The organism is Alcaligenes sp. LTN-3, assembly GCF_059735605.1.
The window spans coordinates 350,907-372,606 of the sequence record NZ_JCAPDN010000004.1; the positions used below are offsets into that span (position 1 = coordinate 350,907).

20 protein-coding genes are annotated in these 21,700 nt (G+C 55.5%); 12 read left to right on the forward strand and 8 right to left on the reverse strand.

From position 1 onward, the window contains the following. Positions 1-7: 7 nt before the first annotated feature. From AC6I6N_RS18015 to AC6I6N_RS18030, 4 genes are all read right to left on the reverse strand, one after another. Complete coding sequence (locus AC6I6N_RS18015) at positions 8-1,309, reverse strand: sulfate adenylyltransferase subunit 1 (RefSeq protein WP_497943707.1); 1,302 nt, start codon at positions 1,307-1,309, stop codon at positions 8-10. Further along, positions 1,309-2,220 carry a sulfate adenylyltransferase subunit CysD gene (cysD, locus tag AC6I6N_RS18020; RefSeq protein WP_094197571.1) on the reverse strand — a complete coding sequence of 304 codons (912 nt, stop codon included), beginning with the start codon at positions 2,218-2,220 and terminating at the stop codon, positions 1,309-1,311. Before cysD ends, AC6I6N_RS18015 begins: the two co-directional genes overlap by 1 nt. 9 nt (positions 2,221-2,229) lie before the next feature. Continuing rightward, entirely contained in the window at positions 2,230-2,967 is a 738-nt protein-coding gene (locus AC6I6N_RS18025; RefSeq protein WP_238988621.1) for a phosphoadenylyl-sulfate reductase, read from the reverse strand. Positions 2,968-3,154: 187 nt separating this feature from the next. Beyond that, positions 3,155-4,045, reverse strand: coding sequence for a DMT family transporter (locus tag AC6I6N_RS18030; protein ID WP_321267374.1), 891 nt, complete (start codon positions 4,043-4,045; stop codon positions 3,155-3,157). A gap of 152 nt (positions 4,046-4,197) precedes the next feature. Here AC6I6N_RS18030 and AC6I6N_RS18035 point away from each other — a divergent pair, with 152 nt between their 5' ends. From AC6I6N_RS18035 to AC6I6N_RS18050, 4 genes are all read left to right on the forward strand, one after another. Continuing rightward, positions 4,198-5,634: an aminotransferase-like domain-containing protein gene (locus AC6I6N_RS18035; RefSeq protein ID WP_094197569.1), complete on the forward strand. Its 1,437-nt coding sequence runs from the start codon at positions 4,198-4,200 to the stop codon at positions 5,632-5,634. Positions 5,635-5,825: 191 nt separating this feature from the next. Then, positions 5,826-6,389, forward strand: a complete 564-nt coding sequence (gene ahpC / locus AC6I6N_RS18040) for an alkyl hydroperoxide reductase subunit C (protein ID WP_042488726.1) — start codon at positions 5,826-5,828, stop codon at positions 6,387-6,389. Positions 6,390-6,505: 116 nt separating this feature from the next. Continuing rightward, entirely contained in the window at positions 6,506-8,098 is a 1,593-nt protein-coding gene (ahpF, locus tag AC6I6N_RS18045; protein ID WP_125277995.1) for an alkyl hydroperoxide reductase subunit F, read from the forward strand. A gap of 479 nt (positions 8,099-8,577) precedes the next feature. Next, on the forward strand, positions 8,578-8,814 hold the full coding sequence (locus tag AC6I6N_RS18050) for a hypothetical protein (protein ID WP_094197567.1): 237 nt from the start codon (positions 8,578-8,580) through the stop codon (positions 8,812-8,814). 257 nt (positions 8,815-9,071) lie between these two features. Here the strand turns inward: AC6I6N_RS18050 and AC6I6N_RS18055 are convergent, their stop codons facing one another. The 4 genes from AC6I6N_RS18055 to AC6I6N_RS18070 all read right to left on the reverse strand — a co-directional run bounded on the left by AC6I6N_RS18055 (position 9,072) and on the right by AC6I6N_RS18070 (position 12,971). Beyond that, entirely contained in the window at positions 9,072-9,656 is a 585-nt protein-coding gene (locus AC6I6N_RS18055) for a hypothetical protein (protein ID WP_321267367.1), read from the reverse strand. Between the two features lie 129 nt (positions 9,657-9,785). Continuing rightward, the gene (locus AC6I6N_RS18060) at positions 9,786-10,952 is read right to left on the reverse strand and encodes an MFS transporter (protein WP_321267365.1); all 1,167 of its coding nucleotides are present in this window, start codon (positions 10,950-10,952) and stop codon (positions 9,786-9,788) included. Positions 10,953-11,014: 62 nt separating this feature from the next. Next, on the reverse strand, positions 11,015-11,533 hold the full coding sequence (locus AC6I6N_RS18065) for a MarR family winged helix-turn-helix transcriptional regulator (RefSeq protein WP_240632098.1): 519 nt from the start codon (positions 11,531-11,533) through the stop codon (positions 11,015-11,017). A 529-nt stretch (positions 11,534-12,062) separates the two neighbouring features. Then, positions 12,063-12,971, reverse strand: a complete 909-nt coding sequence (locus AC6I6N_RS18070; protein WP_121739485.1) for a LysR family transcriptional regulator — start codon at positions 12,969-12,971, stop codon at positions 12,063-12,065. A gap of 262 nt (positions 12,972-13,233) precedes the next feature. Here AC6I6N_RS18070 and scpC point away from each other — a divergent pair, with 262 nt between their 5' ends. The 8 genes from scpC (at position 13,234) to AC6I6N_RS18110 (ending at position 21,654) form a co-directional block, all read left to right on the forward strand. Further along, entirely contained in the window at positions 13,234-14,757 is a 1,524-nt protein-coding gene (gene scpC, locus AC6I6N_RS18075) for a succinyl-CoA:acetate CoA-transferase ScpC (RefSeq protein ID WP_094197565.1), read from the forward strand. 146 nt (positions 14,758-14,903) lie between these two features. Further along, positions 14,904-15,539: a leucine efflux protein LeuE gene (gene leuE, locus AC6I6N_RS18080; protein WP_094197564.1), complete on the forward strand. Its 636-nt coding sequence runs from the start codon at positions 14,904-14,906 to the stop codon at positions 15,537-15,539. A gap of 64 nt (positions 15,540-15,603) precedes the next feature. After that, positions 15,604-16,590 carry a diaminopimelate dehydrogenase gene (locus AC6I6N_RS18085; RefSeq protein ID WP_094197563.1) on the forward strand — a complete coding sequence of 329 codons (987 nt, stop codon included), beginning with the start codon at positions 15,604-15,606 and terminating at the stop codon, positions 16,588-16,590. A 134-nt stretch (positions 16,591-16,724) separates the two neighbouring features. Further along, entirely contained in the window at positions 16,725-16,916 is a 192-nt protein-coding gene (locus AC6I6N_RS18090; protein WP_003802304.1) for a YqaE/Pmp3 family membrane protein, read from the forward strand. An 82-nt stretch (positions 16,917-16,998) separates the two neighbouring features. Continuing rightward, on the forward strand, positions 16,999-18,585 hold the full coding sequence (locus AC6I6N_RS18095) for an ABC transporter ATP-binding protein (RefSeq protein WP_230019202.1): 1,587 nt from the start codon (positions 16,999-17,001) through the stop codon (positions 18,583-18,585). Further along, positions 18,572-19,633 carry an ABC transporter permease gene (locus tag AC6I6N_RS18100; RefSeq protein ID WP_094197562.1) on the forward strand — a complete coding sequence of 354 codons (1,062 nt, stop codon included), beginning with the start codon at positions 18,572-18,574 and terminating at the stop codon, positions 19,631-19,633. Before AC6I6N_RS18095 ends, AC6I6N_RS18100 begins: the two co-directional genes overlap by 14 nt. Next, positions 19,633-20,550, forward strand: a complete 918-nt coding sequence (locus tag AC6I6N_RS18105) for an ABC transporter permease (RefSeq protein ID WP_042489288.1) — start codon at positions 19,633-19,635, stop codon at positions 20,548-20,550. Before AC6I6N_RS18100 ends, AC6I6N_RS18105 begins: the two co-directional genes overlap by 1 nt. Before the next feature lie 24 nt (positions 20,551-20,574). Beyond that, on the forward strand, positions 20,575-21,654 hold the full coding sequence (locus tag AC6I6N_RS18110) for a BMP family ABC transporter substrate-binding protein (protein WP_094197561.1): 1,080 nt from the start codon (positions 20,575-20,577) through the stop codon (positions 21,652-21,654). Positions 21,655-21,700: the final 46 nt, after the last annotated feature.

Below are 21,700 nucleotides of genomic sequence, written 5' to 3' on the forward strand. Positions count from 1 at the left end.
CTGGTCTTTATACGCGCTTTTGGACCAGGCCAGCCGCCACGGTCTGGTTTGTGCTGGGGTCGATCAAGATGAAAGAGCCGGTACTGGAATGATCCTGATAATCGTCCAGCACCAGCAGGTCGCGGCTGACCAGGCTGACACGGCCAATATCATTCAGGGACAAGGTGCCGGTGGCTTGCTGCTCTTGCAAACTATGTACATCGCGCAAGGCATGAACGGCTTGCACCTTGGCTTGCGTCAGGCGTGTGCCTTGCTTTAACCAGTAAGAACGGGTGGTGTTCAAGGCCTGCTCGTCCAGCCAGCACAGTTGTGCATCAAAGTGTTTGCTGGTGCTGACCGGCTCGTGGGCCAGCGTCAGCAAATCGCCCCGTGAAATATCCAACTCACGATCCAATACCACGGTCACCGCGTCCCCGTCGCTGACTGAACCTTGTTCCGTGCCAGCGCGAAATAACTGCGTGATGACGGCGGTTTTCCCGCTAGGCCATACTTGAACGCTATCGCCCACATGCAGGCGGCCACCATTGAGCTGACCGGCATAGCCCCGAAAGCCGTCAGTGCGGCTGCCACCATGACGCGCTACCCATTGCACAAACAATCGGGCAGGGCGCTGAATGTTCTCGCGCAGATCCAGCGATTCGAGTAAAGGCAGCAGCGGCAAGCCTTGATACCAAGGTGTGTGCGGCGATGCCTGGGTGATGTTCTCACCCTTCAAGGCTGAAAGCGGAATGATGTGAAAGTGTTCAATCCCCAGCTGCGTAGCCAGTTGCCGATAGGCGGCATGAATGCGGTCGAACACGGCCTGATCCCAGTTGACCAGGTCCATCTTGTTCACCGCGACCACGATATGACGCAGGCCCAGCAGTTTGGCAACGGTGCTGTGGCGCTTGGTCTGGGTCAGTAGCTCCCCGTCTTGGGCGCGATGTGCATCAATCAGAATGATGGCAGCCTGCGCGGTGGAGGCACCCGTAATCATGTTGCGGGTGTACTGCTCGTGGCCGGGGGTATCGGCCACGATGAACTTGCGTTTGGGAGTCGCGAAGTAGCGGTAGGCCACATCAATGGTGATGCCTTGTTCGCGCTCGGCTTCCAGGCCATCGGTTAGCAGGGCCAGATCGGGTTCGGCGTCCTCACCGCGCTTGTACTTGGAGCGTTGGATGGCCGCTATCTGGTCGGCAAACACGCCCTGGCTGTCCACCAGCAAACGGCCAATCAAGGTGGATTTTCCGTCGTCCACGGAGCCAGCGGTAATCAGACGCAGCACGCCTTGATCGGCAGCCTGCAGCCAGGCGTCATTGACGGTATTCATTAGAAATATCCTTGTTTCTTGCGGTGTTCCATGGAGGCCTCAGACGTCTGGTCATCCATACGGGTGGCACCGCGTTCGGTAATCGTGGCCAAGGCGGTTTCAGCAATAATGTCCTGCACGGATGCGGCGGTAGAGAGCACTGGGCAGGTGCAGGAAATATCGCCTACGGTGCGAAAACGCACATCGCGCCATTCGGGGGTTTCGCCATCGAGCAAGGGAGTCAGCGGGGTGATGGGAACGATCAGGCCCTGACGCTCCACCACTTCGCGCGAGTGGGTGTAGTAGATGGACGGCAGATCAATGGCTTCACGCTGGATGTATTGCCAGACGTCCAGTTCGGTCCAGTTGGAAATCGGGAAGACGCGCAGGTTCTCGCCCTTGTGAATACGGGTGTTGAACAAGTGCCACAGCTCGGGGCGTTGTGCTTTGGGGTCCCATTGGCCGAACTCGTCGCGAAAGGACACGATGCGCTCTTTGGCACGGGCTTTTTCTTCGTCGCGGCGGGCACCACCGAAACAGGCATCAAAGCCAAATTCGGCAATGGCTTCCAGCAAGGTGACCGCTTGGGCGCCGTTGCGGCTGGCTGTCTCATGACGCAGCACCACGGTGCCGCGCGCAATGGAATCTTCCACGCTGCGCACTATCAGCTCGGCGTTCAGTTCAGCGGCGCGGCGGTCCCGAAATTCGATCACTTCCGGGTAATTGTGGCCGGTGTCCACATGCATCAAGGGAAACGGCAGCGGGCCAGGCGCAAAGGCTTTTTGGGCCAGTTGCAGCAGCACGGCGGAATCCTTGCCGCCGGAGAACAGCAGCACGGGTTTTTCAGCTTCGGCGGCGATTTCGCGCAGAATAAAAATGGCCTCGGCTTCCAGCCAGTCCAGATGAGTACGGGTAGAGAGTGGTTCGCCCATGGGGTTCCTTCAGGTGTTGACACGGCTATTCAGATTGCTGGCATGCAGGCCGCATTCCAGGCTGTCGCGCTGTTCCCACCACCAGCGCCCGGCGCGCACGTCTTCACCGGGGCGAATGGCACGCGTACAGGGCTCGCAGCCTATGGAGGGGTAGCCCTGGTCGTGCAGTGAGTTGTAGGGGATGCTCAAGCCACGGATCACGGCCCACACATCGTCCTGAGTCCATTCGATCAAGGGGTTGAATTTCTGCAGTCCAAAGACGCTGTCGTATTCCTTGCTGGACAGCTCGGTACGGCTGGCGGTTTGCTCGCGGCGCTGGCCGGTAATCCAGGCCGATCGGCCTTGCAAGGCACGGCGCAAGGGTTCCACTTTGCGGATCGCGCAGCATTCCTTGCGCAGCTCCACGCTTTCGTAGAAAGCATGCGTGCCATGGGTGCGGACGTGTTCTTGTACCCGCTCCGGATCAGGATGAAAAAACAGGATGGGGCGTTCATAGTGTTCCTGGATATGGCGGCCCAGTTGCAAGGTCTCTGCGTGAAGGCGGCCGGTATCCAGGGTGATCGTGTCCAGCTCGGGGGTGTAGATGGACATGGCATGAAACAGCACCATGTCTTCGGCGGCCAGGGAACTGGCCAGAACGGCATCCGTGTGTTCGCGTGCGATGATTTGCAGATCGTCGCGTAGCTGTTTCCACAGCATCAGTGGCCGGGCGCTCAGGGCAGTCGCGGCAGGGGCTTGGGCGGGCATGATCAGATGTCCTTGCGGCAATACCAGCACCGCCCCTGCTCAAAACGGAGTCACGTGGGCCGCGCTATTGCCTTGCATTGGTTCATGGGATGATGAGCCAGTGTGCTTGCGCGAGCCCACGCTGGGAACGAAGTATTAGTTAGGTGAATATGCTCTTGCTGTATTTAGCCGCCTTGTCATTGCGTTTTCAGGCGCGTCGGCTGGCCGCAATAATGGCAATGATGACGATGCAGGACAGCCAGGTCAGCAGGTCCACTTGCTCGCTTAACCACACGGCGGAGATCAGCACGGTCAGAAAAGGCTGGGCCAGTTGTACCTGTCCAATACGGGCCACCCCACCCATGGCCATGGCCTTGTACCAGGGGAAAAAACCCAGCAAGGACGAGAACAGGGCCAGGTAGAGCAGGGCCATGACAGACTGGGCGGCAGGCATTTCTGTCATGGAAAAGGCGAGCCCCACGGTGGCAGGAATGGTCAGCGGCAAGCTGGCGGCCAGGCACCAGCAAATGGTGCGCCAGCCTCCCAGGGTGCGAGCCACACGGCCACCTTCGGCATAGCCTACGCCAGACATGAACACAGCCAGGGCCAACCAGATATCGCCGGTTTGCAGCGCGCCTTCACCAATATAGAAAGCGTAAAGCAGTACCAGTACGGCACCGAGCAGGCTCAACATCCAGAAGCGGCGACTTAAGGGCTCATTGCTACGGGCCGATGAAACAATCGCGGTCGCCAGAGGAATCAGCCCGCTTAACACGGCCCCGTGCGAGGACGGTACCGTCTGCATGGCAATTGAAGAGAACACCGGCCAGCCCACGATTACACCCGTACACGAAAGGGCAATACCACGCCATTCCGATGCCGTGGGGCGGCGGCTGCGGGTGGCCAGCAAGATGAGGGCTGCGCACACCCCGCCAATACTGGCTCGTGCCATCCCCACCAGCCAAGGGTCAAAGCTTTGCACCGCCAGCCGTGTCATGGGCAAGGTGAAGGCAAAGACGATAACCCCGATAAAAGCGTAGACATAGATCAGCAGTGCTGGGGTGGAACTGGGCATGGGAAGGCTGGTGCTGCGGCTCATGAAAATCACCACGGATAGGAAATAGGTTGATCACAGCTTTGAGCTTAAAATAAATAGGCGGTACAGTTACGATACAGTTAATCAGTCAGTCGATCAGACTGTATTGGTCGCATCACCGCTACAGTCGGTTTTCACGATTAAAGGTCAGCATCATGGAATGGTTGGATTGGCAGCCCGTGCGGGGTTCGGACGTGACACTAAGCGATCAGTTGGTTGCCTGGGTGCAGCAAGCCCTGCATTTGCGCTATCGGGGCGGCAGCCGGCTCCCTTCGGTGCGTCGATTGGCGCAGTCTGCTGGGGTCAGCCCCCATACCGTAGTGGCTGCGTACGACAAGTTGATGGCCTTGGGCCTGGTGGAGTCTCGACCCGGTTCAGGTTTCTTTGTGCGGGTGCGTAGCTCTGGGCGCCTGCGTTCCGAATCCTTGCACGTAGAAAAGAATGAGCCGCGCAAGATAGATGTGAACTGGATGCTGAACAGTTTTATGGGGCAGAGCGACAGCGCGGGCATTCCCCGCCAGTGGCTGGACAACGACATGATTCTGGCGGCCTTGCGGCAGGTGAGCCGTAGCGCAGGCTCCAACTTGCTGGGCTATGGGCATTCACATGGCTATCGTCCCTTGCGCCAGCATATTGCGGGGCAACTGGAAGACAGCGGCATACAGGCGGATCCCGATACCCAGCTTGTCTTGTGTAGTGGCGTGACCCAGGCGCTGGATTTGCTTTTGCGCCATTGGTTGCGTCCGGGTGATGCGGTTGTTGTGGAAGATCCAGCCTGGTATTTGCTGTTTGCTCGTCTGGCTGTGGTGGATGTGCGGGTGTTCAGTGTGCCACGCCGTGCAGATGGTCCGGATCTGGCTGTCTTGGAGCAATTGGCGCGTGAGCATCGTCCACGTCTGGTCATTCTGAATACCGTGGTGCATAACCCCACCGGCTTTAGTTTGAGCCCGGCGGCGGCACACAGCATTCTGACCTTGGCTCAGACCTGGGACTTTCACATTATTGAAGACGATACCTATAGCGAGCTGCATGCCAGTCCTGCTTGTCGTCTGGCTCAGTTGGACCAGTTGAACCGCGTCACCTTGGTTGGGGGCTATTCCAAGGTGATGGCTGCTGGTTTGCGGGTGGCTTACATGGCAGCGGCTCCCGAGCTTTTACAGGCTTTGGTGAATTTGAAAATGTTGGCGGGGCTGACCTCGCCGGAATTGGGTGAGCGGGTCATTCACCGAGTGCTGGTAGACGGTGCCTATCGCAAGCATCTGGATCGCTTGCGTCGTCATACTGATCGCGATAGGCACAGAACGTTGGAGCAACTGGCTCACTTGGGTTTGGCTCCGGACGCGCCGCCCCAGGCGGGCATGTTTGTTTGGGTGGATACGGGCGTGGATACGGAAAGTTTGGTGCGCGCTTTGGGGCGTCCTGGCCATTTATTGGTGCCAGGGGCCTTGTTTTGTCCGCAACAGCAACTATCTACTTATATGCGCATTAATGTTTCTTTAGGCGATGATGCGCAGTTTTGGCAGGATTTTGCCCGTTGTTTAGTCAATGCCCAGCAATCCTCCAGTCCTGCGCTCAGCGAAGTAGCCTTATAGCTTGAACGCTGATAGTTGCACTGTCATCTCGCTCTGTTAGCATAAGTCTGTGCGACGCATAGAAAGAAGTTTTTATGCGACGTGCGATAGCTAATAGCAATGAGCGTTATTGCATTAATCAATTTTACTAATCGTCAGTGGCTTCCTATAATGGCTTTACTGTCAATGATTAATCACTCACCGGAGCAAATATGTCTTTGATCAACACCGTCATCAAACCTTTTAAAGCACAAGCTTTTCACAACGGCAAATTTATCGAAGTCAGCAACGAAACCGTTGCCGGTAAGTGGGCTGTTTTTGTTTTCTACCCAGCCGACTTTACGTTTGTTTGCCCAACCGAACTGGAAGACTTGGCCGACAACTACGCCGAGTTCCAAAAAATGGGCGTAGAGGTTTACTCCGTGTCCACCGACACTCACTTTGCTCACAAAGCATGGCACGACACCTCGGAAGCCATCAGCAAAGTGAACTACCCAATGATCGGTGACCCTACTCATCAGCTGTCGCGCAACTTTGACGTGCTGATCGAAGAAGAAGGTATCGCTTTGCGCGGTACGTTCGTAGTGAACCCAGAAGGCGAAATCAAGGTTCTGGAAATCCACGACAACGGTATCGGCCGTGTGGCTTCCGAGCTGCTGCGCAAAGTTAAGGCTGCTCAGTACATCGCCGCTCACCCCGGTGAAGTTTGCCCAGCCAAATGGGAAGAAGGCGCCAAGACGCTGACTCCTTCCCTGGATCTGGTTGGCAAGATCTAAGACCTTTTAAACACGGGTCTTAAGCGGTGGTCGGCGCGCTGCGCCGCCACCCCGGTGCCTGACCGGTTCAGGCACCTCAAGTTGTTTCGTTCAGTACAGGATAAAGGGCGTTTCACATGTTAGATGCAAACATCAAAACTCAATTGAAGGCATATCTCGAGAAGATCACGCAACCGATCGAGATCGTTGCGACGCTGGATACTGGCGCCAAGTCCGTCGAGCTGCGCGAACTGTTGCAAGAAATTGATGGTCTGTCCGACAAGACCAGCTATCGCGAAGATGCGGATGCGCAAGAGCGTAAGCCTTCCTTCCAAATTAACCGTCCCGGTACCGACATTAGCGTGAGCTTTGCGGGTATCCCGATGGGACACGAATTTACCTCTTTGATCCTGGCCCTGCTGCAAGTGGGTGGCCATGAGATCAAGCTGGATGCCGCTGTGATTGAGCAGATCCGTAATCTGCCCGGCGACTTTGTTTTTGAAACGTATTTCTCGCTGTCGTGCCAGAACTGTCCTGACGTGGTGCAGGCCTTGAACGCCATGTCCGTGATCAACCCACGTATCAAGCACGTGGCCATTGACGGTGCCCTGTTCCAGGACGAGGTTCAGCAGCGCAACATCATGTCGGTTCCGGCCGTGTTCTTGAATGGCGAAATGTTCCATCAAGGCCGTGCCAGTGCTGAAGAGTTGCTGGCCAAGCTGGATACGGGCGATAACTCGGCTCGTGCTGAAGCCCTGAATGCCAAGGACGAGTTTGATGTCCTGATCGTCGGCGGTGGTCCTGCTGGTGCAGCCGCGGCTGTGTACGCTGCTCGCAAGGGTATTCGCACGGGTGTATTGGCCGAGCGTTTCGGTGGTCAGGTTCTGGACACCATGTCTATCGAGAACTACATCTCGGTGGTCGAGACCAATGGTCCTGCCTTTGCCACCGCGCTGGAGCAACACGTTAAAACGTACGATGTGGACATCATGAATCTGCATCGTGCCAAGGGTATTCGCCGCGAAGGCAAGAAAGTCATCGTAGATGTGGATGGCGGCGCTCAACTGAAAGCCAAGTCCGTGATTCTGGCTACCGGTGCCCGCTGGCGTGAATTGAATGTGCCTGGCGAACAGGATTACCGTAACCGTGGTGTGGCGTACTGCCCGCACTGTGATGGTCCGCTGTTCAAGGGCAAGGATGTAGCGGTGGTCGGTGGTGGTAACTCCGGTGTCGAGGCGGCGATTGACCTGGCTGGGTTGGTCAAGCACGTTACCTTGATTGAGTTTGGCGATGCCTTGCGTGCTGACCAGGTTTTGCAGAACAAGCTGCGCAGCATGCCTAATGTGACGATCATTACTCAGGCTCAGACGACGGAAGTTCTGGGTGACGGCGCCAAGGTTGTTGGTTTGAATTACCTGGATCGTCAGACCCAGCAAGCCAAGAGCATCAAGCTGGACGGTGTGTTCGTTCAGATTGGTCTGGTACCCAACACGGAATGGCTCAAGGGCAGCGATGTGGCTTTGTCACGCCATGGCGAGATCGAGGTTGATGTACGCGGCGCTACTTCGCTGACAGGTGTATTTGCTGCAGGCGACGTGACGACTGTGCCTTACAAGCAGATCGTGATTGCTGCCGGTGAAGGTGCCAAGGCTGCCTTGAGCGCGTTTGATTACCTGATCCGTAGTTCGGCTGAAGTTGAAGAACCGGCTGCGGAGCAAGTGACTGCTTAAGTCTTTCTGATTGTTGGATCTTGCTGTTCAAGAAGGCCACCCTGTTTAGGGTGGCCTTTTTTTGTTTTTCACCGAATGTGATTAGAGGCTGCTGTTAGGCATTAGGTGTGAAGAAGACGCGACCCGCATCGCTTGGAGATGCGCTTGAGTCAATAAGATATTCAGGGTGAACGTGAGAACGTGCCAAGACTGTAGCAAGTCGCTAGAGGAATGGATGCTGATGCTTGCAAAAGGATTTGGCGTTTAGGGTATGGTTTCGGGAAGATCAGGCCGTTTGTAGGGACGTTATTTGTTATTATTCTTATATGTCACAGGACATAAATGAGTTCCATTTTGTCGCTACATGTCGCTATGAATCTAGCAAAGCCGCCTCAGCATTGATCAGGGTTATTGGGTGTTTTCTAACGGTTCAGCAGTGTGTGTAGGCCAAAGGACGTCATTTTCCTTGTATCTAGACTCTCATACATAGAGGACATTCAATGATCAACGTCACACTCTTTCATGACGGATGCAATATTTGCTTGGGTATTGACGAGCTGATGCGCGGCGTTTTCTCGACACCCGGGCATCACTACCAGGCATTCAATCTCTCGCAGCAGCAGGAAGGTGTTGCCGATGCGCTTGCCGCTGGAGTGACGCGACTGCCCTCGTTATTAATCGATGGTCGGGTGTTAAGGCTGGATGATCATTCGCCGATCGAACATTATGTGAAGTAGTGTCGATTCAGGCGTACCATCGCGTCTAGCGTTCAGGCTTATCAGGCATATTCTGCTTGCACAGGCTAGAGGACGCTACCACCGTACCGGCTCTGAAGCTGTGTCGATAAACACTGTACTTTAACCAAGCAGCCCCCGCGATTCTCGAGGCGATCGACAGCCTTAGCCTGAAAGGCTAAAGCTGCGCTTGTCCAAGGGACGTCTAAACCGACGTTAAGGCCTTGTCACATAGGCATGAAATACACCATGGGGGCAGCTTAAACGCGCTTGTTGCCGTTGCCAAGATCCGTCTTTTGCTGCTTAAGCCAACTATCATGCAGCCATTTTTCAGTCTTGCGGTGACCGGGAAAGGTAATCCAGGTAATGTCGCGCTCGAACACCATGGGCTGCTCATCAGGTCCAATAATGACCCAGAACCACAAGCGGTCCTCCAGGTTGCGGGCCTTCACTTTCATACCGGTTAAGGTCACGGTTTCTGTACGACCGTTTCGTTCTATGCGAATGGGCTCATCATGGGTATCCACCCAATGAATCTCCATTTTAGGCAACAAGTCAGGGGCATGCTCCTGCAAGAAAGCACGGGCAATCGCCTCACTACGTTCGGCGCTGGGCAAGGGCCGGTCCACCAGGTCCAAAGAAATATGCGCAAAGCCTTTCAGCCGCCCGGACTCAGAGACAACAGAGCTGAAATGCTCACCTTCCAAACCTGAGTTTCGACCATCCTCACGCTCATAACGAGTCAATACAACAGCTTCACCATCTACGCTGACAGCACCTTGGGCCACCTGAACGTAAGCTTCTGGAACAAAGGCGGCAGCCGGATTATTGATTGTGGTACTCATGACATTCTCCGTAGAAGAGGGGCTAGTCTGTGCCTGCACAGGAACAAGCCAAACCGCTTGCAGCGTTACTGCAGCAAGCACAGCAGGAACAGCAGGAACAGAAAAATAAACTCGCATCGTTGCAGACTCCTAGTTGGGAAAAGCGGCGTAGATCGCGCAGATGGCCAATACGCCAGCAAGCAGCAAATAGGTACTGGCCAAAGCCATATCCGCAGTCTGTTGGGCCAACCATGGCCCCAGACTTGCGCCAATAAACAGCACGAAGGTGTAGAGCGACACAGCCAATCCCCGCAGCGAGATATCGCTAACTCCTGCTACTCGGGCAATCAGGCTAGGAACGCTGATACCCAGTCCGGCCACAAATAAGAAACTGGAGCCAAGCAAAGCCATCAGGTGCTCCTCCCCGGCCCATGCACTCAAGGCCAAACCTGCTGCGGCGCACACTAATCCAGCGCCCAAGGTACGCTGCGGCCCTAACTTCGGCATCACGACAGCAACCAGCAAAGGCATCAAAAAAGCAGGCGCCACCACAGCTCGTGTCGTCATAGGAGAAATGCCCAACTGCTCAAATTGCATTCCGAGTTTGCTATCCAAGATCATGTAGAAAGCAACGAAACACATCAGCAGGAAGAATGCAGGCAGGTAAACACGGCGCAATCGTGCATCCGCCAACAAACTGCCTATGGCTTTGTAATTGCTGAAAAACCCGCTTAAACCTTGGCCTGCCAGCCTATCTGCTGGTTTCTTCCACAAGCTCCACGCAGTCAAGGCGAACACACCACACAGTGGCCCCAAAGCCGCCCCCAAGCCCCAAGGCCCGGCCACCAATCCGCCATAAATCTGCCCTAGCAAACCGGCGGAAAGAAAGGCCGTACTCATCCAGGCCACACTCCACATTTTTTGGCGTGGGTTGCCTCGCTCTGCCAGGTAGGTAATCGCTACGGGGGGAAAGGAAGAGGCTGCCAGGCCTTGCAACACGCGGCCAAACGTTAGGAACAGAGGGGAGCTTGCCAATGCGAGTACCGCTGTCGCGCCCACCAAGGCCAGCAGGCCTCCGACCATGACATTGCGACGACCCAAGCGATCCGAAAGTGGACCAAAAATCAAAAATCCGGCTGCGTAGGCAAATCCAAAGCTGCTCACCATGCCCGTAGCTTCAATGCCATAGGTATGTTTCAACGTCCCCAAAATCGGTAAAGGCAGGTACAGCAAAGACACAACCGATAAAGCGCAGATAACCATCAAGGCACGCAAACCTATCCCAATAGCGTGCGGATCACTGGCAGATACTTTCATGGTAAATGTTCCTAGCTGTTATGCAGTAAGCTACATATATACTTAAAAAAAACGGCTGACAATCAGCCGCCGTGTGTCTTGGGCAAGATCCCTTGTTGATTGAGCTTGAGCATCAAGCGTACAAGCACATCGCGTTCTTGCGCGTCGAAATGGCTCATCAGTTCGGCAACCCATACATAGTGAGCCGGCAAGGCTTTACCCAAAACCTCGACCCCGTGCTCGGTCAGGCGAACCAACCAGGCACGACGATCCTGAGGGTGCTGCTCCCGATTGCATAAACCGGCGATTTCCATGCGATCAATAATGCGAGTCATCGTCTGCGATGTGACCGACACCCCATCTGCCAGCGTACCTATGCTCAAACCATCCGGATTGCGCTTAAGCAGAATCAGCACGAAAAATTGTGTCTGCGATAAGCCGGAAGTGCGATCAAGATTGGCTTCAAAAGCCGACAACATTTCACTGGTAGCCGAAGCCCAGATAAGCCAAGTCTGCAGCCCATCTACATCTGGGTTGCTGTACTCGACGCCCATTTTGACCAGCGTGTCGTAGCTAGGAAGATCCTTGAGTTCAAACATCATGCTGCCACATAATCATTAAGGCTGAAATGTAGCTGACTACCTATATGTTGGTCAAGTGAATTGTTGAGGCGCAGATTTGAGGGTACGCAGATCCTCATTTTTGCTTGATCCATCCACCTTTTTAAATAAACGATCCTTGTACAGTATCCAGGTCTGGAAAAAACATGCCACCCCAAACAGCCATCCGCCTGGCCTCGTACAATAGCAAGATGAACTGCCGTCTTTACGATGCGGCAAGGCGTCTTTCTATGCAGGACTTGCATCAGGAGCGTTTGCCAAGCCACATGCACTGAGTCAGCAACTATTCGGCACCCTGGTGGAACCTAGACCTGATTATTCTGGATTGGGCGGCCACACTGGCACCAGCGCAACGGGGCCTAACGCTACGCTACGGCAATATGGCGGGCCAGAGCATGGAGAAAGATGTTGCGCTTTGGGGTGTCTTGAAAATTCAACATTGTGATGCCGGGCCTAGTTTTATATTAAGTACACAATGAGCATTCAAGGGCCAACCAGTAGCGCACCTTTGCTATGAATCTCCTTCAAGCTCAGGCCAGTTCCCCCCCAGCACATCCGTACAAACCTGCAGCCATGCTCGGGCGGCTTGCGACAGATACCGTCCATTCCATAGCAGCGCCACTTCCCAGTTCAGCGCCGGCTCCACCACTTCTTTGGCAACCCAGTCCCCCGGTTCCAGCCGAGACAGAAACGGCTGGGGCAGCAAAGCCACCCCCATTCCCGCCTGTGCCATGGAAGCCACCCAATCCCATTGATTGCTTTGTGCCGCAATATTCGCCTGCAGTCCTGCATGGGCAAAGGCACGCCGCAACATACGGGTCAAGGCGTAGTCTTCACCCAGAAAAATCAAGGGATGCTTTTCCAGCTCCCGCAGCTTGATCTTCTTTTGTGTCCCCGTCAGCGTGTCTTTGTGGCCTATTGCCCAAACCGCATGTTTGGCTACCGGGGTGGCCGATACATTCAACTCCGGTCCCAAGGGCAGAATACTGAGGCCCATTTCAACTGTGCCTGCAGCTACCATGCGCTCAATCCCCATGCCGGTCTCTTCGTGCAGGATCAGCTCGATCTGCGGATGTCGATTCTTGAAGGTCTTGAGCACTTCTGTGAACAGCACATTAATCATGGGCGGAATGCCCAGATCCAGGCGACCGCGTTGCAAGGCCTGAACTTCGTGAACTTCTCGCAGCAAGCCCTGCATGCTCTGCAAAACCTCCTGTCCGCGCTCCAGCACAATTTTGCCGCAATCGGTCAGTTGTAATTGCCGATGATCGCGGATCAGCAAGGGCTCGCCCAGTTCATCTTCCAGCTGCTTGACCATCTTGCTGATGGTCGATTGCGTCACGTTCAGGCTCTGCGCAGCTTGCGTAAAGCTTTGATGTTTAACGGTTTCAATGAAGTATCGCAAGGATCGGATATCCATGATTGGCTGGCCTTTGTTTATGATTTTTACGACTTATTGCTAGTTATTTTATTCATTATGGCGATGCTATGCTGGCTTTGTTCATAAAACATAAACGCCTGTTGTCAGGGCGATTTCGGCTTTTTCTCTCCGGCTCATACAGCCACTATTTTTAAAGCGTGATGTCGTTCTGTTGCGTGAAGATCTCGCCTGGCGCTTTCGGCCCTGGCTCCTTCCGAAAGCAACAACAGGTAGATCAATGACACAGAGACAGGAGCACACGATGTTCAAGGATCGCATTCGTTCCCCCGAATTGGAAGGCAAGGTCATGACCGCTCAGGAGGCAGCCGCCTTCTTTAAAGACGGGATGAATGTCGGGATGAGTGGTTTTACCCGCGCCGGAGACTGTAAGGTCATGCCTCGTGCCTTGGCCGAGCGGGCCCAGACTGAGCCATTAAAACTGAATGTGGTGACCGGCGCCTCGCTGGGTAATGATAGCGATGGCTTGATGGCTGAGGCCGGTGTTCTGGCCCGCCGCTCGCCGTTTCAAGTGGACTCGGTGCTGCGCCGTCATATCAATGAAGGCAAAGTCCTGTTTACCGACCAGCACTTGTCGCTGACAGTGGAGCACATGCGTTCGGGCAACTTGCCTGCCATCGACATTGCCGTCATTGAAGCGGTTGCCATTACTGAAACCGGCGCGATTGTGCCGACGACCTCGGTAGGCAATTCGGCCAGCTTTGCCCAGCAAGCCAAACACATCATTGTTGAGCTGAATCTGAGCATGCCGGTAGAGATGGAAGGCTTGCACGATATCTATGTGCCCGAAGCCCGCCCCAATCGCCAGCCGATTGAACTGACGGATGTGGACCAACGTATTGGCACCACCGCCATTCAGGTGGATCCTTCCCGCATCGTGGGTATTGTGGTGACTGATGCGATGGACAGCCCCTCCAGCGTGCTGCCACCGGATGAGGAAACGCAGGCGATTGCCGGTCACATTATCGAGTTCCTGAAAGGCGAAGTGGATGCTGGCCGTATGAGCCACTCTTTGCTGCCCTTGCAGGTGGGTATCGGTACGATTGCCAATGCCGTGACGTATGGCCTGCTGGATTCTCCCTTCACTGACCTGAAGATGTACTCGGAAGTCTTACAGGACAGTGCAATTGCCATGCTGGACTCAGGCCAGTTGAGCTTTGCCTCGGCCTCGTCCTTGACCTTGTCCGCTCCCAAAATGGCGCAGTTCCTGGAAGGTCTGGATAACTACCGCGACAAGCTGGTGCTGCGCCCTCAGGAAATCAGTAATCATCCAGAGTTGGTGCGTCGCCTGGGCATCATTGCGATCAACACCGCCCTGGAATTTGATATCTACGGCAATGTGAACTCCACCCACGTCTGTGGCACCCACATGATGAATGGCATTGGTGGCTCTGGCGACTTTGCCCGTAATGCACACCTGTCTATTTTTGTCAGCAAGTCTGTCGCCAAAGATGGCGCCATCTCCAGTGTGGTGCCGATGGCCTCGCACGTAGACCACTGCGAGCACGATGTAGCTGTACTGGTTTCTGAATGGGGTCTGGCGGATTTGCGTGGTCTGGCTCCCCGTGAGCGTGCCCGCGTGATCATCGAGAAATGTGCCCACCCTGACTACCGTCCCGCTTTGTTGGACTATGTTGAACGCGCCAGCCAACGTGGCGGTCACACGCCCCACATCCTGGAAGAGGCCCTGTCCTGGCACGTTCGTTTCCAGCAGGAAGGCACGATGAAACAGGAGCAGTTCCAGACACAGGAGCTTGCTACTGCGTAGTCCATCAGGTCTGGTAATGCGTTGCCGAGTCAGTCCGGTAGCGTAGACCTTACAAGCTGACCTGATCGCCCCTGGCACTCCACCCGTGTCAGGGGCATTTTTTTAGCGCTAAAATTGCTGATTCTGCTGCGTTTCGCGAGGCCGGCGTGCTTGAACAAATCGGTATAGTCAATTTTTGGGCCTTTGTCGTGGGTACGGTGTTTATCGTACTGTTACCCGGTCCCAATTCTTTATATGTCTTGGCCAGTGGCGCCGGGCATGGTGTGCGTGAAGGCTATAAAGCGGCCTTTGGCGTTGTCGTGGGCGATGGCATCTTGATGACCTTGACAGCCCTGGGCGCCGCCTCGCTGCTCAAGACGCTACCCATGTTGCATACGGGTATACGTTGGTTGGGTGCGGCCTATTTGTTGTATCTGGGTGTGCGGCTCTTGCAGTCGGCCTTCAGGCAAGGCGGCCCGGTGCAGTCCGTAGACACGCGTTTGCGCCACGACACTCGCTTTCGCAAGGCCTTGCTCCTGAGTTTGTTGAACCCCAAAGCCATCCTGTTCTTCCTGTCCTTTTTCGTGCAGTTTGTGGACCCGTCCAAAGGTCACACGGGCTTGGCTTTTATGCTGCTGGGTCTGGTGGTGGAGCTGATCAGTATTTGTTATTTGTCTTTGCTGATTTTTGGCGGCAATCGCCTGGCAGGCATTTTTCGACGTCATCAGCGTCTGTCCCGTATGGGCAATGGCTCGGTGGGGCTGCTGTTTATGGGCTTTGCTGCCCGTATGATCAGCGACTAGGCCAGCCGCTTCAGAGCGCAGCAGTTCTGACAGCACTTATTTATCAGATTTAAGGAAAACACCCATGAGTAGCAAAATCCGTGTCGGTATTGCAGGTTACGGCAATCTGGGACGAGGCGTAGAGCTGGCCCTGGCACAAAACCCGGACATGGAGCTGGTCAGCGTTTTTACTCGTCGCGACCCTGCTTCCTTGCAACTGCAAAGTGCAGGCGTGCCCGTACGTGCCCTGGACCAGATCGAACAGTACCGCAATGATATCGATGTGCTGATTCTCTGTGGTGGCTCTAAAAATGACCTGCCCGAGCAAGGCCCGGCCCTGGCACGCTGGTTCACAACCGTGGACAGTTTTGATACCCACGCCCGTATCCCCGAGTACTACGCAGCTGTCGATGCGGCCGCTCAAGGCGCTGGTACCACGGCTTTGATCGCGGTGGGTTGGGACCCGGGCCTGTTCTCGCTGAATCGTCTGTATGGCGAATGTGTCTTGCCCGTTGGTCAGACCTACACCTTCTGGGGCAAGGGGCTGAGCCAAGGACACTCCGATGCAATTCGTCGTGTCGCCGGTGTGGCCGGTGGCGTGCAATACACCCTGCCTATCGAGGCCGCAGTACAGCGCGTACGCAACGGTGAGCAGCCTGAACTTAGCACCCGTGAAAAGCATAAGCGTCAGTGTTTTGTGGTGCTGGAGCAGGGCGCGGATGCCGATACGGTGCGAGAAGCGATTGTCACCATGCCTGACTACTTTGCTGACTACGACACCGAAGTGAACTTTATCGACGCTGAAACACTGGCTCGTGACCACGCAGCTATGCCACACGGGGGATTCGTGATCCGTAGCGGCCAATCGGGTTCGGGCTCGCAGCAAGTGGTGGAGTATGCGCTGAATCTGGGCAGCAATCCGGAGTTCACGTCCAGCGTGTTGGTCGCTTACGCGCGCGCTGCGTACCGCATGAACAAGAGCGGTCAGATTGGTGCCCAGACTGTCCTGGATGTGGCCCCAGGCCTGCTCTCGCCCAAGTCGGCCGCACAGTTGCGTAAAGAGCTGTTGTAAGTTCAGTGCCCAAGTATCGGCCCGGTTCAGCCTGCCTGATCCGGGCCATTTGTCTTGTTTGATTTCAGGCGAATGATTCGGTGCGCCAATAAAGGGTAAAATAGCGCCCACTTCTTATTATTTTGAGTATTCTCATGCGCTTACTGATCGCACTATTGTTGCCGTGGTTAGGATTTTTCACGATTGGTCGTCCAGTGGCGGGTATTATTTGCCTGATCTTGCAGTTGACCCTTATCGGATGGATCCCTGCCGCGATTTGGGCGGTATACGCTCTTAGCCAATACAAGACTGATAAGAAAATCGAGCAAGCCCTGGGCAAGCGTTAAACCTTGAGCTTTTCTTTTTCTACGTCTGAGCAGGCCATGATGGGCTTGCTCAGACGTTTTATATTTTTTTGCTGATACAGCCATGACCCCATCGTCTCCCGTGGGCCATTCTTCTGAGTCTGGTGAGCAAACGGTATCCGTAGACCCCAAGGCTGTGCCACGCCTGGAACTTCGCGCTATCACCAAGGCCTATCCGGCGGTGGTGGCCAACGACAATATTTCCTTGTCTATTCTGCCGGGGCAAATTCATGCCGTGCTGGGAGAGAATGGCGCGGGCAAGTCCACCCTGATGAAGATCATCTACGGGGTGGTCAAACCAGATCAGGGCCAGATTCTGTGGGACGGTCAGCCCGTTCAGATCAGCAGCCCGGCGGCCGCCCGACAACTGGGCATTGGTATGGTGTTCCAGCACTTTTCCTTGTTTGACACCCTGACGGTCACGGAAAACATTGCGCTGGGTTTGCCTGCTTCCACCAATATGCAGGAGCTGGCGGGCCGCATTAGCGAGACTGCCAGTCAATACGGGCTGGATCTGGACCCGCAACGCCACATTCATACCTTGTCCGTGGGTGAGTGCCAGCGGGTGGAAATTGTGCGTGCCTTGCTGGGCAAGCCCAAGCTGCTGATTCTGGATGAACCGACATCGGTACTGACGCCGCAGGCGGTGCGCCGTTTGTTCGGCACCTTGCGTCAGTTGGCCGCAGAAGGTTGCAGCATTGTCTATATCAGCCACAAGCTCGATGAGATCCGCGAGCTGTGCCATGCCTGTACGGTCATGCGCATGGGCAAGGTCACGGGTTACTGCGATCCCCGCGAGGAAACCACGGCCAGCCTATCGCGCCTGATGATTGGTGCTGAACCTCAGTCGCTGGGTGAGCGCAGCATGCAGCAAGGCGGCACGCTCTTGCAGGTACGTCATCTGCAATTGAACAAATCTCATCCGTTTGCCTGCGAATTGCAGGATGTCAGTTTTGATCTGCACCAGGGCGAAATTCTGGGTGTGGCCGGTATTTCCGGCAATGGTCAGCAGGAGTTGCTGGCGGCCTTGTCGGGTGAAGATACCCGCGCGCAGGCAGACATGATTTTGCTGGACGGCCAGGCGATTGGCCAGCGTGATGCGGCCTGGCGACGTGACCAGGGCATGGGTTTTGTCCCCGAAGAGCGCCTGGGGCGCGGTGCGGTGCCAGAGTTGTCTCTGGCCCAAAATCTGCTGCTATCTCATCAAAACCCGGAAACGGTAAAACGGGGTTTTCTGCGCTTTTCCAGCATCCGCCGTCTGGCAGGCGGGATTATCAAGCGGTTCCGCGTCAAAACCTCCAACGAGCAGGCCGCTGCCAACAGCCTGTCGGGCGGGAATTTGCAAAAATACATTATTGGCCGTGAAGTCACCCGTCAGCCGCGCATTCTGGTGATTGCCCAGCCAACCTGGGGCGTGGACGTCGGGGCTGCTGCCCAGATTCACGCCGAGCTACTGGCTCTGCGCGATGCGGGCTGTGCCTTGCTGGTGATCTCCGAAGAGCTGGACGAATTGTTTGCGATTGCCGATCGCCTGATTGTTATCTCCAAAGGTCGTATGTCTCCTTCTATTCCCGTGGCGCAAGCCAGTGTTGATCAGATTGGGCAATGGATGAGCGGTTTGTGGGAGGAGGGTGAGCATGTTCAGGCTTGAGACTCGTGCCACGCCCTCTACCTTGATGGCCTGGTGTTCGCCTTTGTTGGCGGTCTTGTTGACCATGGTGGTTGCCGGAACCTTGTTCTGGTCCTTGGGCAAAGATCCCCTTGCGGGCCTGAATGTGTTTTTTCTGGAGCCTTTGCGTGACCTGAATGGTTGGGCAGAGGTAGGCGTCAAGCTGATTCCTTTGCTGCTGATCTCTGTCGGTCTGGCGATTTGCTTTCGGGCCAATATCTTCAATATCGGTGCGGAAGGGCAGTTGGTGATGGGCGCTTTGGCAGCCGGAGCCTTTGTTTTGCAGGTAGACAATGGCGAGAACGGCGGCTTTTTTCTGATTAGCATTGCCTTGGCCTGCGGCATGCTCGGTGGCATGGCCTGGGCGGCGATTGTGGCTTTCCTGAAAGATCGCTTCAATGCCAACGAGATTCTGGTGTCCCTGATGCTGGTCTATGTGGCCCAGCACCTGCTCAGCTACCTGGTGCATGGTGCCTTGCGTGATCCTGACGGTTTTGGTTTTCCGCAATCCAGTCTGTTTTCTGATGGGTTTCTCTTGCCTGCCGTCTTGCCGGGTACGCGTTTGCATACTGGTATTGTGCTGGCGCTGATTGCCTCGGTTGCTGCATGGCTTTTCCTGACACGCAGCATGGCCGGTTTCCGCTTGCGAGTGGGCGGTATGGCGCCGTTGGCGGCTCGTTACGCGGGTTTTTCTTCCCGTAAGGCCTTGTGGAGTTCTTTGCTGATTTCAGGTGCACTGGCCGGTCTGGCCGGAGCCGCAGAGGTGATGGGGCCAGTCGGGCAATTGACCCCTTCTATTTCACCCGGCTATGGTTTTGCGGCCATCATCGTGGCTTTTGTGGGGCGACTGCACCCACTGGGACTGATTTTCTCTTCGTTTGTGATGTCTTTGCTGTATATCGGTGGGGAACTGGCTCAAAGTCGATTGGGCCTGCCCAATGCGATTACCGGCATTTTCCAGGGCATCCTCTTGTTTTCCTTGTTGGCTTGTGACGTGCTCATCACCAAGCGTTTGGTCTGGAGAAAGTAATGGACGCGATTGCACCTTTGCTAGCCGCAACCATCAACGCAGGCACCCCATTGCTCCTGGCGGCCTTGGGTTTGCTGATCAATGAAAAATCGGGCGTTATCAATCTGGGCTCGGAAGGCATGATGCTGATGGCCGCCATTGTGGGCTTTGCTGTGGCCGTGCAAACAGGCAGCCCGGCCTTGGGCTTTGTGCTCGGCGCGGTTGTGGGGGCCGTGATGGCCGCTGCCTTTGCTTGGTTGACGGTCTGGCTAGGCGCGAATCAGGTGGCTTGTGGCTTGGCCTTATCGCTATTTGGGGTCGGGGCCTCGGCCTATATCGGTCTGCCTTTCACCGGCAACTCTCTGACTGTCACCAAGCTATCCATTCCGGTTCTGAAAGATATTCCCCTGATTGGGCCGGCGTTCTTCCAGCAACACTATATGGTGTATGTCTCCTGGGTGCTGTGCATTGCCGTGGCCTGGTTTTTGGCTCGTACACGTTCTGGCTTGGTCTTGCGCGCAGTGGGTGAGTCGCCTGCTTCAGCGCATTCGCTCGGTTATAACGTGCGCTACATTCGCCTGGGCGCCTTGATGTTCGGGGGGGCCTGCTGCGGTTTGGCCGGTGCCTTCATCTGTCTGGTCTACACACCCATGTGGGTAGAGAATATGGTCGCTGGGCGTGGCTGGATTGCTCTGGCGTTGACGACCTTTGCAACCTGGCGTCCCTGGCGCGTCATGCTGGGCGCTTACTTGTTCGGTGGGGTCACGATCCTGACCTATCATGCGCAGGCTCTGGGTGTTCCGGTAGCCTCGCAATTGCTGGCCATGATGCCGTATCTGGCCACGATTATTGTGCTGGTTTTAATTTCTCGAAACGCTAACTGGATCAGGTTGAATATGCCTGCATCGCTTGGCAAAAACTTCAATCCCAACAACTAGAGGACTGACATGACTGGAAACTTTATGCGCAAGGCCCTGATGGCCGCTGCCATCGCTTCCCCCCTGGCCGCCTTGCCTGTGTCCGCTCAGGCAAACGATCAAGAACCCCTGAAAATCGGTTTTGTGTATGTCAGCCCTATCGGTGAAGCCGGTTGGACTTGGCAGCAGGATATTGGCCGTCTGCAAATGGAAGAGGCCCTGAAAGGCCGTGTGGTTACTCAGTACGTGGAAAACGTGCCTGAAGGCGCCGATGCAGAGCGTGTCATTCGTGATCTGGCCCAGCAAGGCAACAAGCTGATTTTCACGACCTCGTTTGGCTACATGAACCAGACGCAAAAAGTGGCCAAGCAGTTTCCAGACGTGAAATTCGTCCACTCCACTGGCTACAAAACAGCGCCTAACGTGGCGACCACCAACGCCCGTTTCTACGAGTCCCGTTACCTGGCTGGCGTGCTGGCGGGCAAGATGACCAAATCCAATGTGGTCGGTTACGTGGGTGCTCATCCCATTCCTGAAGTGTTGCAAGGTATCAACGCCTTTGCTATCGGTTTGAAGAGCGTGAACCCCGAAGCCCAGGTGCGCGTGGTGTGGGCCAATAGCTGGTATGACCCAGGTAAAGAACGTGATGCGGCTGTGACCTTGCTGGGTCAGGGCGCAGACGTGGTGACTCACCACACCGACTCCACTGCCACCGTGCAAGCGGCGGAAGAAGCGGGCAAGTACGCTATTGCCTACCACTCCGACATGAGCAAGTTCGGCCCTAAAGCCCAACTGGCTGCTGTGACCCACCACTGGGGTGACTACTTCACTCGTAAGGCCACTGAAGTTCTGGATGGCAAGTGGCAGAACGACAGCACCTGGGGTGGCCTGAAGTCCGGTATGGCGGCTTTGGAAGGCTTCGGTCCCGAAGTGCCCGCTGACGTGAAAGAGTTTGTTCTGGCCAAGCAGGCCGAGATCGAGGCTGGTACGCTGCAACCTTTTGCCGCTCCTATCAAGGACAACGACGGCAAGGTACGTCTGGAATCCGGTTTCCTGGATGACGATGCGTTGAACCGCATGGACTACTACGTGGAAGGCGTGGCCAGCAAACTGCCCAAGCAGTAATCTGCCCCGCAGTTTGTAGATACACAAAGCCCCTTGCTGGATAGTC

What these genes read in the sequence shown, in the direction of transcription:
- AC6I6N_RS18015 (WP_497943707.1), bottom strand. Translation starts at nt 1,309, where the DNA reads ATGAATACCGTCAATGACGCCTGGCTGCAGGCTGCCGATCAAGGCGTG.
- cysD (WP_094197571.1), bottom strand. Translation starts at nt 2,220, where the DNA reads ATGGGCGAACCACTCTCTACCCGTACTCATCTGGACTGGCTGGAAGCC.
- AC6I6N_RS18025 (WP_238988621.1), bottom strand. Translation starts at nt 2,967, where the DNA reads ATGCCCGCCCAAGCCCCTGCCGCGACTGCCCTGAGCGCCCGGCCACTG.
- AC6I6N_RS18030 (WP_321267374.1), bottom strand. Translation starts at nt 4,045, where the DNA reads ATGAGCCGCAGCACCAGCCTTCCCATGCCCAGTTCCACCCCAGCACTG.
- AC6I6N_RS18035 (WP_094197569.1), top strand. Translation starts at nt 4,198, where the DNA reads ATGGAATGGTTGGATTGGCAGCCCGTGCGGGGTTCGGACGTGACACTA.
- ahpC (WP_042488726.1), top strand. Translation starts at nt 5,826, where the DNA reads ATGTCTTTGATCAACACCGTCATCAAACCTTTTAAAGCACAAGCTTTT.
- ahpF (WP_125277995.1), top strand. Translation starts at nt 6,506, where the DNA reads ATGTTAGATGCAAACATCAAAACTCAATTGAAGGCATATCTCGAGAAG.
- AC6I6N_RS18050 (WP_094197567.1), top strand. Translation starts at nt 8,578, where the DNA reads ATGATCAACGTCACACTCTTTCATGACGGATGCAATATTTGCTTGGGT.
- AC6I6N_RS18055 (WP_321267367.1), bottom strand. Translation starts at nt 9,656, where the DNA reads ATGAGTACCACAATCAATAATCCGGCTGCCGCCTTTGTTCCAGAAGCT.
- AC6I6N_RS18060 (WP_321267365.1), bottom strand. Translation starts at nt 10,952, where the DNA reads ATGAAAGTATCTGCCAGTGATCCGCACGCTATTGGGATAGGTTTGCGT.
- AC6I6N_RS18065 (WP_240632098.1), bottom strand. Translation starts at nt 11,533, where the DNA reads ATGATGTTTGAACTCAAGGATCTTCCTAGCTACGACACGCTGGTCAAA.
- AC6I6N_RS18070 (WP_121739485.1), bottom strand. Translation starts at nt 12,971, where the DNA reads ATGGATATCCGATCCTTGCGATACTTCATTGAAACCGTTAAACATCAA.
- scpC (WP_094197565.1), top strand. Translation starts at nt 13,234, where the DNA reads ATGTTCAAGGATCGCATTCGTTCCCCCGAATTGGAAGGCAAGGTCATG.
- AC6I6N_RS18085 (WP_094197563.1), top strand. Translation starts at nt 15,604, where the DNA reads ATGAGTAGCAAAATCCGTGTCGGTATTGCAGGTTACGGCAATCTGGGA.
- AC6I6N_RS18090 (WP_003802304.1), top strand. Translation starts at nt 16,725, where the DNA reads ATGCGCTTACTGATCGCACTATTGTTGCCGTGGTTAGGATTTTTCACG.
- AC6I6N_RS18095 (WP_230019202.1), top strand. Translation starts at nt 16,999, where the DNA reads ATGACCCCATCGTCTCCCGTGGGCCATTCTTCTGAGTCTGGTGAGCAA.
- AC6I6N_RS18100 (WP_094197562.1), top strand. Translation starts at nt 18,572, where the DNA reads ATGTTCAGGCTTGAGACTCGTGCCACGCCCTCTACCTTGATGGCCTGG.
- AC6I6N_RS18105 (WP_042489288.1), top strand. Translation starts at nt 19,633, where the DNA reads ATGGACGCGATTGCACCTTTGCTAGCCGCAACCATCAACGCAGGCACC.
- AC6I6N_RS18110 (WP_094197561.1), top strand. Translation starts at nt 20,575, where the DNA reads ATGCGCAAGGCCCTGATGGCCGCTGCCATCGCTTCCCCCCTGGCCGCC.